The sequence below is a fragment of the Amycolatopsis sp. M39 genome (genome assembly GCF_001651785.1).
GTDB classification, from domain to species: domain Bacteria; phylum Actinomycetota; class Actinomycetes; order Mycobacteriales; family Pseudonocardiaceae; genus Amycolatopsis; species Amycolatopsis rubida.
In genome coordinates this window covers 17,378-30,875 of sequence record NZ_LWSF01000024.1, presented here as the reverse complement: position 1 = coordinate 30,875, position 13,498 = coordinate 17,378, and the positions used below count along the sequence as shown (strand labels likewise).

The window sequence follows — 13,498 nt, the reverse complement described above, 5'->3', positions numbered from 1 at the left end:
GAGCCGGGGCGAGCCGGGCAGGCACCAGGCACATGCCCGCTTGGCAAGCCGGGCAGACGCCAGGCACATGCCCGCGAGGCGAGGCGAGCGGTGCTCGTTCGTGGAAGTACCTGGCGGGCACGAGAAGGCAAGTTTCGGTGCTGGATTATTCGGTACGGAACATTCGGTTTGGGGCCGCCGGTGGTTCTTCGCCGCGGTGCAGGGGCTTTGCTTTGCGATCGGGTCAAGACGGAACAGCGCACCCTCGCCAGTCTCCGCGCACTCCAGGCCGAGGTGCTCGCGTGGCTCTTCGACCGTGAGCACTCCCTCGGCCGGCACCGGCTTGTTCCAGCCTGGCTCGCACCGTGCTCCACTCGGCACCGAACGCATCCGGCCGCGCTGGCCCTGAACTTTGGACTTGCTAGTCCATTTTTCCGAAGGCACCCTGGCCGAGCCAGGCGGGCACGGCCCGCGCGTGTTTTCGGGAACGGAGCGAGGACCCCGATGTCTCTTGACCAGTACTACTTGCTCGGCCGGTCCGGATTGCGGGTCAGCAGGCTCGCGCTCGGCACGATGAACTTCGGCGTCGACGGGTTTCACGCCGCTTACGGGAAGCCCGAAGAGGAGGCGCAGCCGATCTTCCGCAGGTACGTCGAGGAAGGCGGCAACTTCATCGACACCGCGGACTTCTACACCGCGGGCGAGAGCGAGCGGCTGCTCGGCAAGTTCATCGCCGAGACGGGCGGGCGGGACCGGCTCGTGCTGACGTCGAAGTTCACCAACAGCGTCGACCCGGGCGATCCGAACGCGGGCGGCAACGGGCGCAAGCACATGATCCGGTCGGCAGAGGCGTCGCTGCGCCGGCTGGGCACCGACTATCTCGACCTGTTCCTGCTGCACACGTGGGATCGGATCACGCCGGTCGAGGAGGTGCTGCGCACGTTCGACGATCTGGTGCGGGCGGGGAAGATCCGGTACGCCGGGTTGTCGGACGTCCCGGCTTGGTACGCGAGCCGCGCGCAGACCCTCGCCGACGCGCATTCGCTGCCGCCGATGATCAACTTGCAGCTGCCGTATTCGCTGATCGAGCGGACGATCGAAACCGAGCACGTCCCGGCGGGTCTGGAGCTGGGCCTGGGAATCACCGCGTGGAGCCCGCTCGGCAGCGGCTTCCTGAGCGGCAAATACCGCAGCTCGCCGAACGGCCTGAGCGGCGAGGGCCGCTTGACCGGCGAGGGCGCAACCGCGGCCGGGAACTGGACCGCGCGGCAGTGGGAGCTGCTGAAGACGCTCGAAACGGTCGCGGACGAGCTGAACGTGACGATGGCGCAGGCCGCGATCAACTGGGTGGCGACGCGGCCCGGCATCGCGTCGGCGATCGTCGGGGCGAGCGGCGCGGAGCAACTGGACGCGACGATGCACGCGCTCGACTTCACCCTGTCCGCCGACCTGCGCCACGCCCTGGACCGCGCGAGCGAGGTGCCGCCTGCCGGGCCGTACCGGATGTTCACGCCGGACTACCAGTCATGGCTGATCAACCCCGGCACGAAGGTGGGCGACAAGCCGGAGGGGTATCAGCCGGTGCTGCGGAACTGGGTGCCGGCGAAGCAGCCGTGAACCGCGCGGGATTCCGCGCGCCGCAAGAAACGATTCCCTCCGCCCTTTTCAAGATATAGCGCACCCCGGGGCTTGCCGCAAGCCACGGGGGATGCCGCAGAATCACTGCTCGACCACGAAGTCCGGCTGTCGGGAGCGAGTGTGGGATTGGTGCGGGCACGATCAGGCCCGGGCGTGCGCGGGAATGTCCTGCCGCGGCGGATCCGCCCGGAGCGGCAGCCGAGAACGCATTCGCGCGGCTCGGCACGGCCGCCACTGTCCGGTCCGTTTCGGCTGGCCGATTGTGCTCGGCCGAACCGTTCGCCGTCGCCGAATCGGCCCGTCTCCAGGAACGCGGCACGAAGGCTCGCGGAACTGGATGCGCGCCCGCACCTGGCTCGCCCGCCACCGCATAGCGCGGGGGCGCCTGGGGATTCGGCTCAGCCTCCGACGCTCGACCTGCCGCCCCGCGACCTCCGCACACTCTCCGCGCGCGAGAGCGCTCAGGGGTGTCGGCTGGCCACACTCGCGGCTGGAGCGCATCGCCTCGGGCAGGTCGCCACGCCGTGCGAGGTCGTCGCCTCAGACGAGGCCGTCACCGCGGCCGGGATCGCCAACCCTGGCAAGGCCGCCACGCCGAGCGGGATCGCCACCGCACGCAAGGCCGCCACGCCAAACGCAATCGCCAACCCTGGCAAGGCCTCGCGCCGAGTGGAATCTTTACCTGGGGCGGGATCGCCGCCGCGGCCTGGATCGCCACGGCAGGCGAGGTCGCCACGCCGGGGGGATCGTCAGCTCGGGCGAGGCCGCCACGTCGTTCGCGCTGATCGGGCCTGGAGCCGGGTCTCCCGCTGGCCTGCGGACCGCGGCGCAGCTCTGACTGGCACAGTCTGGCCGTCTGGCGTCCTGAGGCTGGCCGTCTGGCAAACCCGGCCGCCGAACTCGGATCGGGCCGCGCGGGTCCGCCAGCACAAGCCCGTCAACCCGCGCCCGTCAGCACAGGTCAGCCAGCACAGGTCCGCCAGCACAGGTCAGCCAGCACAGGTCAGCCAGCACAGGTCAGCTCACCCGCCAAACCAGGCCAGACCCGCCCATCCGACCCGCTCCAGCCAAACCGGACCGCTCAGCTCACCACGCGAGAAAACCGCGAGAAACCGCGAGAAAACACCACTCCACCGGACCACTTGACAGAAGGTGGACAATAAAAAATCGACGCGTCTTCACCAAGCAATCAGAAGTTCGCGCCGAATCTGGGTTCAAAATAACAGCAGCGAGGGGCACGTGTCAACTCAGGGGTACGAAGAAGAACTGCGGTCCGAACAGGACTACGTCGCCGGGCTGTACCGGCGGCTCGACGGCGAGCGCAGGCGGGCCAAGGAGCGCTACACCGCTGCCCTCAAACGAAACGACGAGGCTCCGGGCGAGCGCGACGTCGAGGTGCGTGCGCTCGCTCGCGAAACGCGGCGGCTTTCGGTCGCCGACTCCGGGTTGTGTTTCGGGCGGCTCGACACGGTCGAAGGCGACCATTCCTACATCGGCCGGATCGGGCTTTTCGACGAGGACGACGAGTACAAACCCGTTCTTCTCGACTGGCGCGCGCCGGCGTCGAGCGCGTTTTACACCGCTACCGCGGCCACGCCCGAGGACATGCGGCGACGGCGGCAATTCCACACGCGCGGGCGGCAGATCACCTCGTTCGCCGACGAGGTTTTCGGCCAGCCGGGCAGCGGGGAGGAGAACGACGCCCTGCTCGCCGCGGTCAACGCGCCCCGCGGCGAGGGGATGCGGGACATCGTCGCGACCATCCAGGCCGAGCAGGACCGCATCATCCGGCTCGACCATCCCGGCGTCCTGGTCATCGAGGGAGGGCCGGGAACCGGGAAAACCGTCGTGGCGCTCCACCGCGTCGCGTATCTGCTGTACACGCGGCGCGAACGGATGGAGCGCCACGGCGTCCTCGTCCTCGGGCCCAATCCGTCGTTCCTGAACCACATCGGGCGCGTGCTGCCGTCGCTCGGCGAGTCCGACGTGGTGTTCACCACCCCGGGCGGGCTGCTTCCGGGGCTGCGCGCGCACGCCGAGGACGAGCCGGAAACCGCGCGGTTCAAGGGGTCTCTGCGGATGCTCGACGTACTCGGCGCGGCGGTCGCGGACCGGCAGGAGCTGCCCGCCGAACCCATCCTGATCGAACTCCGCGACACCACCGTCCGGATCGACGCGGCGACCGCCGAGTGGGCCCGCGACGAGGCGCGGCAGAGCGGGCGGCCGCACAACGAGGCGCGGGCGGTGTTCGTCGAGATCGTCACGTACGTGCTCACCGAACGCGCCATGACCCGCATCGGGCACGGTTGGCTCACTCGCGAGGACAAGGAGGAATGGGAGGATCTCCGTTCCACGCTCGGCGAAGAACTCCTCGCCGCCCCGGCGTTCGGCAAGGCGATCGACCGCCTCTGGCCGATCCTGACTCCGGAAAGCGTGCTGACCACGCTGTACTCCTCCCCCGCTCGGCTCACCGCGGCCGGGGCCGGCCGGGCGCTGCTGCGCGAGCCGGGCGAGCCATGGACGGTGTCGGACGTCCCGCTCCTGGACGAGCTGATCGACCTCCTCGGCAAGGCTCCGGACCGGGCGAAACGGAAGGAGGACGCGGCCGAACGCGAGGCGGAGGCCGAGTACGCGGCCGGCGTGCTGGACATCATGCGGCTCGACCGCGAGGAGATGGACGAGGACATCGGCCTGTCCGCGGAGCACCTGCTCCACGACACCGATCTGGCCGCGCGGTTCGTCGAGCACGACACCCGCGACCTCGCCGAACGCGCCGCGGCGGACCGGGACTGGACCTACCGGCACGTCGTGGTCGACGAGGCGCAGGAGCTGTCCGAAATGGACTGGCGGGCGCTGATGCGACGGTGCCCGAGCCGGTCGTTCACGGTGGTCGGCGACGTGGCGCAGCGGCGGTCGGCGGCGGGTGCGCTCGACTGGGGCACGATGCTGGATCCGTACGTCCCGGGCCGCTGGGTCTACCGTTCGCTCACCGTCAGCTACCGCACCCCGGCGGAAATCATGGCCGTCGCGGCGGCGGTGCTGGCCGAGTTCGCGCCGGGGGCCGAACCGCCGGAATCGGTGCGCGCGTGCGGGGTCCGGCCGTGGTCGAGGAAGGTCGCTGACGACGAATTGCCCGCCGCGGTCGAGGAATTCGTCCGCGACGAGGCGGGCCGGGAAGGAACGAGCGTCGTGATCGGGCCGCCGGACGTGCCGGGCGCGGTGGCGGCGTCGGAGACGAAGGGGCTGGAGTACGACGCCGTGCTTCTCGTGGACCCGGACCGGATTCTCGAGGACGGACCACGCGGCGCGGCTGAGCTGTATGTCGCGTTGACCCGGGCGACCCAACGACTCGGCGTGCTGCACCGAGGCGCGTTGCCGCCGGTGCTGAACGGGCTGGAGGAACGAGGCTGACCGGTCAGGAGCGCAGCTCGGGCGCGAGGACGCTGCTGCGCTTCAACGCCTTCAGCACCACCCCGGTATGCACCGAATCCGCCTGCCGGGACCAGCCGGAGCTGCCGACGAACTCGTGCAACGCGGCGATGTCGGGCAAGGTCACGTCAGCGAGCAGCTGATACTCGCCCGTCATCGCCGCCGCGTAGCGCACGTACGGCGAGCCCAGCAGGGCGCGTCCGATGCCGTCGACGTCGTGCGGGCGGCAGCGGATCCACAGCAGCGCCTCGACCGGCAGGCCGAGCACAGCCGGCTCCACCACCGCTCGGATGAACACCTTTTCCTCCTGCCGCAACGCTTCCAGCCGGCGGCGGACGGTCGATTCCGAGATCCCGGCGGCGCGGGCAAGTTCCTCGTGGGTCCGCCGGCCGTCCTCTCGCAACGCGCGCATGATCGCGCGTTCGTCGCTGCTGAAGGCGACACCGTCGGGCTGCCGGGGCTGCGGAGTCGGCTGCGGCAGCGACGAGATCGCCTCCGTCTCGGCCGGGCTCAGCAGGCCGGGCTGCCATTCGTGGATGGTGCGGTAGTAGCGGGTGACGGTATCGGCCGTCAGATCGTGCAAGCCGGGGATTGCCGCCATTTCGTCGAACATGAAGGTCGGCAGCCGGTCGCGGTCGCAGAAGACCTCGGCGACCAGTTCGCCCGGTCCGGTGATCAGGTAGCAGAAGCTCGTCTCCGGCCGTCCCGCGAGCGCGGTGCCCGCGGGACGGCCGAGCCCGGCCCGGCAGCGACCGCGCACCAGCAGCGGCACGCCGTGCGGCGAAACGGCGACAACCGTCACGACGCCGGTGCGCAGCAGGTGGGTCCCGCGACGGGCCACCGTGCGCTCCGGCGCGTCCAGCACCTCGGCGATCCGCCGCCAGGACGCGCGGCCGTCGACTTGCAGCGCGCCGGCGATCCGGCGGTCGAGCGGGTCCAACCGTGCGGTCATCAGCCAATACTGTGGCTGATTCCGTCATTTGTCGAGCAAGACTTGTCCGGCCCCGGCACCACGCGCGAGGCTGAGGTCGCGAACGGACATCGGGGTCAGGAAGGAAGCCAGTGAGCGCCGAGGAGATCTGCTACTTGCCCGCCCGCGAACTGGCCCGGCGGCTGCGTATCCGCGAACTGTCCGCCCGCGAGGTGCTGCAGGCGCACCTCGACCGGATCGAGCAGGTCAACCCCCAGATCAACGCGATCGTCACGCTCACCGCCGAGCGCGCGCTGAGCGAGGCCGCGGCCGCCGACGAACGTCTCGCGCACGGCGAGGAGGTCGGTCCGCTGCACGGGATTCCGGTGGCGCACAAGGACACGCACGACGTCGCCGGGGTCCGCACCACCTACGGCTCCCCCATTTTCGCCGACCACGTTCCCGACAGCGACACCCTCGTCGTCGAGCGGATCCGGAACGCGGGCGCGATCACGCTCGGCAAGACGAACACGCCGGAGTTCGGGGCCGGTTCGCACACGATGAACTCGGTTTTCGGGGCCACGCGCAACCCGTACCGGCGCGAGCTGTCCGCGGGCGGCAGCAGCGGCGGCGCGGCGGCAGCGCTGGCCGCAGGCCTGCAACCGCTCGCCGAGGGCAGCGATATGGGCGGTTCGCTGCGCAATCCGGCGTCGTTCTGCAACGTCGTCGGCCTGCGTCCGTCACCCGGCCGCGTGCCGACCTGGCCCGCGGCGCTGCCTTGGGAGGCGCTGGGCGTGCAGGGGCCGATGGGCCGGACGGTCGCCGACGTCGCGCTGCTCCTCTCGGTGATCGCCGGGCACGACGAGCGCAACCCGATCGCGCTCGACCAGCCCGCCGCGCCGTTCGCCGGATCGCTCGACGCCGACCTCGCCGGGCTGCGCGTGGCGTGGTCGCCGGATCTGGGCGGGCTGCCGGTCGACCCGGCGGTCACCGCCGTACTGGAACCGGCGGTGCGGGTGTTCGCCGAACTCGGCTGCCGCGTCGACCCGGCCTGCCCGGACCTCGCCGCGGCGGACGAGGTGTTCCGCACCCTGCGCGGATGGCTTTTCCACACCGGGTTCAGCGGTCTGCTCGAAGAACATCCGGACAAGATGAAGCAGACGCTCGCCGGCAACATCGCTTTCGGCGCGACGCTTTCCGGTGCCGACATCGCACGCGCGCAGACGCGGCAGCTGCAGCTCATCACCGGAATGCGCGAGTTCTTCACGGAATACGATCTGCTGCTCGCGCCGGTGAGCCAGGTACCACCGTTCCCGGTGGAGTGGGAGTACCCGGAAACCGTTGCCGGGCAACCGATGCACGACTACCTGGAGTGGATGCGCTCGGCGTACTCGATCTCCGCGACCGGGTGCCCGGCGCTGTCGGTGCCCGCGGGGTTCACCGGCGACGGACGTCCGGTGGGGCTGCAGATCATCGCGCCGTTGCGGGGCGAGTTAAGGCTGTTGCGGGCCGCGCACGCTTTCGAGCAGGCGACCGGGCACGGAAACCGGCGGCCCGTCTTCTGAAACCGGCACCGCATCGATGCCGTGCGAAGGTCGGTGGAGGACTCCTTGGGGGAATCAGATTCCCTCAAGGAGTCCTTCACCGACTGCAAGCGGTGCTCCCCGTTCGCCGCCCGCGCCGAACTCGGCCGCGAATTCCGCCGCGCCGAGAACCTCGATCGCGCGGGCGGTGATGCGGTCCACGTCCGTGCGCTCCGCGGCAGGCAGCGGTGCGCCGATCCCAGCACGGGAAGCCGCGGCCGCGCCCAGCAACCGCGCGGCTTCGCGAGCCGCACCGGCCAGTGCGTGCGCGCCCGCCAACCCCTCCAGCGCCAGCGCGATCGCTCGCGGATCCCCCGTCCGGCGGGCGATCTCGTACCCTTCCCGATGCCGCAGCAACGCCGTCGCCGGATCTCCGCGCGATTCGGCGACGAAACCGAGTTCCGCGAGGATCAACGTGTTCCCCGGTTCGAAATCGACCTGCTTGTTCCACTCGATCAGCGTCCGCAAATACTGCTCGGCGAGATCGAGGTCGCCCGCGCGCCGGGCGCCGAGGGCCAGCCCGGTCAGCGCATACATCTCCCCCGGCGTGAAGCCGTGCTCCGCGGCGACCTGGCGAGCCCGGTCATGCAGTTCGCGGGCGGCGGCATAGTCCTTGCGCAGCAACGCAGCCCGGCCCAGCCACGACAGCTGGTAGGAAGCTTCCGGCCACAAGCCCAGTTCCTCGGCGATCCGCAATCCTTCGGCGTGGACCGCCTCAGCGCGCGCGTAGTTCCCGGCAAGGGAGCTGAGTGCGCCCCGCGCGAAAATCGCCTGGAGCTGACCCCATTTGTCGCCGATTTCGGCGAACAGTTCCGCACAGCGGTCGGCGTAACGCCACGCTTCCGCGATCTCGCCTCTCGACAGCGCCTGACTCGCGCGGTCACCGCTGGCCGCGGCGATCCCCCACCGGTCGTCGGCTGCTTCGAAGGCGGCGAGCGCGTCCAGGGTCAGCGGTTCCGCACCGGGCAGATCGGCCACTGTGGACAGTGCGTAGCCGATGAACCATTTGGCCCGGGCGCTCATCGGCAGCTCGGCCACGGGGCGCCAGTCGGGCCGGTCGCCGGCGAGGACGGCGAGTGCGGTGAGCGTCGCCCGCGCTTCCGTGCGCAGGTCCGCTTCGCCGCCGGGCAGGCTGAGGGCGGCGCGCAGGGAGCGCATCGCCTCGGCCATCCGGCCGCGCAGGAATCGGTACCAGGCCAACCGGTTCGCCAGCCGCAACGCCTCGTCGGCGTTCCCCCAGCCGGCCAGATTCTCCGCTGCGGCACGGAGGTTCGGCAGGTCCGCGTCGAGCCGCTGCAGCCAGCGCCGTTGGTCCCGGGCGCGGAGACCGGCGTCCGCGGCACCGGCGAGCTGGACGTAATACTCCGCGTGCCGACGCCGCGTCTTCTCGACCTCGCCGGCGTCGCGCAGCCGTTCCAGGCCGTACACCGCCACCGACTCAAGCAACCGGTACCGCGCGTTCGCGGGCACGACCAGCGAGCGGTCGACGAGCTTCGCCAGCAGACCCAGCACCTCGCCTTCTTCGACACCGTCGCCCGCGCAGACCGCCTCGGCCGCGTCCAGCGAGCAATCCTCGGTGTGCACCGACAATCTTTGCAGTACAAGGCGTTCCTGCTCGCTCAGGAGTTCCCAGCTCCAGTCGATCATCGCGCGCAGCGTCTGCTGCCGGGCGGGCACACCCCGGCGGGCAGTGTCCAGCAGGCGGAACCGATCGTCCAGACGGCGCAGCAACTCCGGCACGCCCAGCGCGCGCACGCGGGTCGCGGCGAGTTCGAGTGCCAGCGGCAATCCGTCCAGCTTCCGGCAAATCTCGGCGACCGCGCCCGCGTCGGCACTGTCCACAGTGCACCCAGTGTCGGCGACCCGTGCGGCAAACAGTCGCGCGGCGCTGTCGTGGTCCAGCGGGGGCACCGGGAACTGCGTTTCCCCGGCGAGCCCGAGCGGTTCCCGGCTGGTGGCGAGGATCCGCAGCCCGGGCGCGGCCGCCAGCAGCCGTCCGGCGGTCGCGGCGACCGGCTCGATCAGCTGTTCGCAGTTGTCCAGGACGATCAGGGTTTCCTTGCCGCGCAAGGACTCGGCCAGCCGTCGCGCCGGGTCCGCCCGCGCGGGCGCGGCCGCGTCCCGGATCCCGAGCGTCGCGGCGATCGCCTCCACCACCCACTCGATCGGCGGGCACTGGCTCAGCGCGCATTCGTGCCGGTCCATGCCGGTCAGTTCCACGAGCCACGCTCCCGCGGCGAAACCGCCGCCGAGCCGGTGCGCGGTCTCCAGCGCGAGCCGGGTCTTGCCGACGCCGCCGGGTCCGGTGAGCGTCACCAGCCGGGATTCGCGGACGAGCGTGCTGACCGCCTTGGCCGCGGCGGCCCGGCCGACCAGTTCGGTGAGCGGGACCGGAAGCTGCGGGACGACGGCGGTCAGGGCCGGGTCCTGTGCCAGGATCGACCGGTGCAGCGCGGTGAGTTCAGGGCCGGGATCGAGGCCTAGCTCGTCGGCGAGACGGCGGCGGAGTTCGTCATAGGAGGCCAGCGCCTCGCTCTGCCGCCCCGCCGCATACAGCGCGCGCAGCTGGAGAGCGCGCAGACGTTCGCGCAACGGATGCTGCCGGACCAGGTCGGCGAGTTCCGCGGTCAGCGCAGCATGTTCGCCGGCACTGAGCCGCGCGTCGGCGAGGTTTTCTTGCGCGACAAGGCGATCCTCTTCAAGACGCTGGATCACCGGCTTCGCGAAGGCTTCGTCGGCGAACTCGGCGAGCGTCGGGCCCCGCCACAACGCCAGCGCTTCGGTGAGCAGATCGGCCTTCGACCGCGGGTCCTCCGCCGTGCTCGCCGCCGCGGTCAACGCACGGAAGCGTCCGACGTCGACCGCTTCCGGTTCGGTCCGCAGGACGTAGCCGGGGGCCTGGTACACCAGCGCGCTGCCGTACCCCGGTTCGGCGCGTTCGAGCGCGCGGCGCAGCTGCGAGACCTTCGTCTGCAGGGTGTTGACCGGATTGCCGGGCAGCTGGTCGCCCCACAGGTCGTCCGCCAGGCGGTCCGCCGGCACCGGAGTGCCCTCGTGCACGAGCAGGACCGCGAGCAGGGTCCGGACCTTGGCCTCGGGTACCCGCACCGGCCGGCCGTCGTCGCTGCTCACGGCCAAGGGCCCCAGGATGCCGAATCGCACGGATCCACCGTAACCGCATCCGTGCGCGGACCCCCAGCGAACCGTGCGCGGCCCTCGGCACCGTGGTCGGCAGATCAACGAACTGGAGGGACGACATGTCCGGGAACGCGACCTCGGCGACTGTGCTGGGGCTCGGTGCGATGGGCGGCGCGCTGGCCGGTGCGCTGCTGGGTGCGGGACGGCCGGTGACGGTCTGGAACCGCTCCGCGGACAAGACGAAGCCGCTGGTGGAGCGGGGTGCGGTGGCGGCGGAGTCGGCCGCCGAGGCGGTCGCGGCGAGCGAGCTGGTGATCGTCTGCCTGCTGGACGACGCGTCGGTGCGCGAGGTGCTCGCGACGGCCTCGCCGGCGGGCCGGACGGTGGTGAACCTGACCAACGGCACCCCGCGACAGGCCCGTGAGCTGGCCGAATGGGTCACCGAGCGGGGCGGGACGTTCCTCGACGGCGGCATCATGGCGGTTCCGCCGATGATCGGGCAGCCCGGCGCGTTCGTGTTCTACAGCGGGCCCAAGGACGTGTTCGACACGCACCGCGCGGCGTTCGACACGTTCGGCGGCAGCAACTACGTCGGCGAGGACCCGGGGCTGGCGGCGTTGCACGACCTCGCGCTGCTGTCGGGGATGTATGGCCAGTTCACCGGCATTTTGCAGGCCTACGCGCTGATCCGCAGCGAAGGGCTCTCGGCGGTCGAATTCGCGCCGTTGCTGAGCGGGTGGCTGACCGCGATGAGCAGCTTCGTCCAGCAGGCCGCCGTGGAGGTCGACAGCGGCGACTACGCCCAGGACGTCGTGTCGAACCTGGGGATGCAGGCTGCCGCGTTCGAGAACCTGCCTATCGCGGCCGCTGACCAGGGCGTCAGCTCCGAACTGCTCGCGCCGCTGCACCAGCTGCTCCTGCGCCGGGCCGCCGACGGCCACGGCGCGGAAAACCTGACGAGCGTCATCGAACTGCTGAAGAAATAAGGAGAACTCGGTGAGTGTGACAATGATCGGCCTCGGCCCGATGGGTCAGGCCATGGTGCGGTCCTACCTGGCGGCGGGCCACGACGTGACGGTGTGGAACCGCACAGCGAGCCGGGCCGACGACGTGGTGGCCGCTGGCGCGAAACGCGCGGGGACCGTCGCGGACGCGCTGGCCGCGAACGAACTGGTGCTCCTCAGTCTCACTGATTATCAGGCGATGTACGACATTCTCGCGCCGACCGAGGACGCGCTGCGCGGGAAGATCGTGGTGAACCTCAGCTCGGACACGCCGGAGCGGACGCGGGTGGCCGCGGAATGGCTCGCCGCGCGCGGCGCGGAGATGATCGCCGGCGGGATCATGGTGCCCGCGCAGGTCGTCGGCACCGAGAGTTCGTTCGTGTTCTACAGCGGCGCGGAGCCGACGTTCGAGCGGATCGAACCGACGCTGCGCGTCATCGGACGGCCCGGCTACCGTGGCGCGGACCCGGGCCTGGCGCAGCTGTACTACCAGTCGTTGCTGGACCTGTTCCTCACGACGCTCTCGGCGTTCCTGCACTCCGCCGCGCTCGTCGGCACCGCCGGGGTGCCCGCCGCGACGCTGGTGCCGTACGCGAAGGAGCTCCTGACGCTGGTGCAGACGTCGCTGGACGAGGCGGCGAAGAACGTCGACAGCGGCAGCCACCCCGGCGACGAGGCGAACGCCAAGATGATGGGCGCGACGGCCGACCACATCCTCGCCGCCAGCCGGGACGCGGGCATCGACGTGGGCCTGCCCGCCGCGGTGAAGGAACACTACGACCGCGCTGCCGCCGCCGGACACGGCCGGGACAGCTGGACCAGCCTGTTCGAGGTGATCCGCGGCCAGGCGTGAGCACCCGCGGTCTGGGAAACCGTCGTTCGGCGCGAGCGAAGTCGCTGGCCCCGCCCGCGGACGGATCCGCGCCGGACGGCGGCCTCCTGGACGCAGAGCCGCGCTGGGGAGGCGCGGACCAGGGGCGGTTTCGATGCTGCGCATGATTTTCACCGCCGAGGACCTGTGCCGGGTGCGAGTGGCGAGGAGCGCGCAGCCGACGCAGGAGCTGATCTTGAGCATCAACAGTCTCCGGGTCCTCACCAGCCCCCCGGAGATCCGCGGCTGGAGAACAGCGCTCCTGAACGGTGCCCGGCGCGCCCCCGCTCACTGGCGCTGCCTGACGGCCGCCGCGGAACTGGTTCCGGCCGGGAACTTCCCGGGCTTGCGGACGCCCGCGCTGGACGAAACGGACGTCGGCGCGCACTTCGAAACCATCCTGTCCCAGCCGAAATCCGCCCTGCGCGAGGACATCGCGTCGTGCACGCTCTGCGCGAGTACAGCGACCTGGTCCTCGGGCCTGTGCGGCCGATCCTGGACCGCCGGGTCGAAGCCGACCGCACCCGATACGCCGACCACCTGCTGGGCGGCGTCGAGGCGCTGCTGGCGAACCTGCGCTATCCGCGCGACCGCACTGGGCGGCCGGGACCGGTCCTGGGGGACGGACGCGGGCGCGGCCGCTGTGCGAATCGGCGGCGGAAGCTTCGACTACGGCGTTTCCCGAGCCGCGGCAGGTGCGGGTTCACGCATTTGGTGAACGCCGAGCAGCACACCGCCGATCCACTGCTCATGAGGCACGGCGGCGCACCACGTCCCCCAGCGTCGCGGGCTGCGCGGCCCGGCCGCGGACCAGTGCGTTCTCCATGACCACGACGTCCGAACCGGTCCGGACCTCCCCGTCTTCCGCGGTGGGCACCGCGGACGGGGGCCGCGCAGACGCCAGCCGTGACGAAGACACGACGAGCGGCCTCGATCCCCGCGAACC

The 13,498-nt window shown here is 71.0% G+C and carries 9 protein-coding genes; 6 read left to right on the top strand and 3 right to left on the bottom strand.

The window, feature by feature from the left end; all coding sequences use genetic code 11:
• Window positions 1–483: 483 nt before the first annotated feature.
• Window positions 484–1,596 carry an aldo/keto reductase gene (locus tag A4R44_RS34960; protein ID WP_067590416.1) on the top strand — a complete coding sequence of 371 codons (1,113 nt, stop codon included), beginning with the start codon at window positions 484–486 and terminating at the stop codon, window positions 1,594–1,596.
• A 1,260-nt stretch (window positions 1,597–2,856) separates the two neighbouring features.
• Window positions 2,857–5,028 carry an RNA polymerase recycling motor ATPase HelR gene (gene helR / locus A4R44_RS34955; protein WP_198545552.1) on the top strand — a complete coding sequence of 724 codons (2,172 nt, stop codon included), beginning with the start codon at window positions 2,857–2,859 and terminating at the stop codon, window positions 5,026–5,028.
• Between the two features lie 4 nt (window positions 5,029–5,032).
• Here the strand turns inward: helR and A4R44_RS34950 are convergent, their stop codons facing one another.
• Window positions 5,033–5,998 carry an Lrp/AsnC family transcriptional regulator gene (locus tag A4R44_RS34950; protein ID WP_067590413.1) on the bottom strand — a complete coding sequence of 322 codons (966 nt, stop codon included), beginning with the start codon at window positions 5,996–5,998 and terminating at the stop codon, window positions 5,033–5,035.
• Between the two features lie 110 nt (window positions 5,999–6,108).
• Here A4R44_RS34950 and A4R44_RS34945 point away from each other — a divergent pair, with 110 nt between their 5' ends.
• The gene (locus A4R44_RS34945; RefSeq protein WP_067590410.1) at window positions 6,109–7,521 is read left to right on the top strand and encodes an amidase; all 1,413 of its coding nucleotides are present in this window, start codon (window positions 6,109–6,111) and stop codon (window positions 7,519–7,521) included.
• A 54-nt stretch (window positions 7,522–7,575) separates the two neighbouring features.
• Here the strand turns inward: A4R44_RS34945 and A4R44_RS34940 are convergent, their stop codons facing one another.
• Window positions 7,576–10,701: a BTAD domain-containing putative transcriptional regulator gene (locus A4R44_RS34940; RefSeq protein WP_067590407.1), complete on the bottom strand. Its 3,126-nt coding sequence runs from the start codon at window positions 10,699–10,701 to the stop codon at window positions 7,576–7,578.
• Window positions 10,702–10,796: 95 nt separating this feature from the next.
• Here A4R44_RS34940 and A4R44_RS34935 point away from each other — a divergent pair, with 95 nt between their 5' ends.
• From A4R44_RS34935 to A4R44_RS34925, 3 genes are all read left to right on the top strand, one after another.
• A complete protein-coding gene (locus A4R44_RS34935; RefSeq protein ID WP_067590404.1) occupies window positions 10,797–11,663 on the top strand; it encodes an NAD(P)-dependent oxidoreductase in 867 nt (288 codons plus the stop codon).
• A 10-nt stretch (window positions 11,664–11,673) separates the two neighbouring features.
• Window positions 11,674–12,534: an NAD(P)-dependent oxidoreductase gene (locus A4R44_RS34930; protein WP_232791908.1), complete on the top strand. Its 861-nt coding sequence runs from the start codon at window positions 11,674–11,676 to the stop codon at window positions 12,532–12,534.
• 142 nt (window positions 12,535–12,676) lie between these two features.
• Entirely contained in the window at window positions 12,677–13,270 is a 594-nt protein-coding gene (locus A4R44_RS34925; protein ID WP_157905067.1) for a hypothetical protein, read from the top strand.
• 30 nt (window positions 13,271–13,300) lie between these two features.
• On the opposite strand, the gene A4R44_RS51915 is transcribed toward A4R44_RS34925, so the two are convergent.
• Window positions 13,301–13,429 carry a hypothetical protein gene (locus A4R44_RS51915; RefSeq protein ID WP_255366206.1) on the bottom strand — a complete coding sequence of 43 codons (129 nt, stop codon included), beginning with the start codon at window positions 13,427–13,429 and terminating at the stop codon, window positions 13,301–13,303.
• Between the last annotated feature and the right edge of the window lie 69 nt (window positions 13,430–13,498).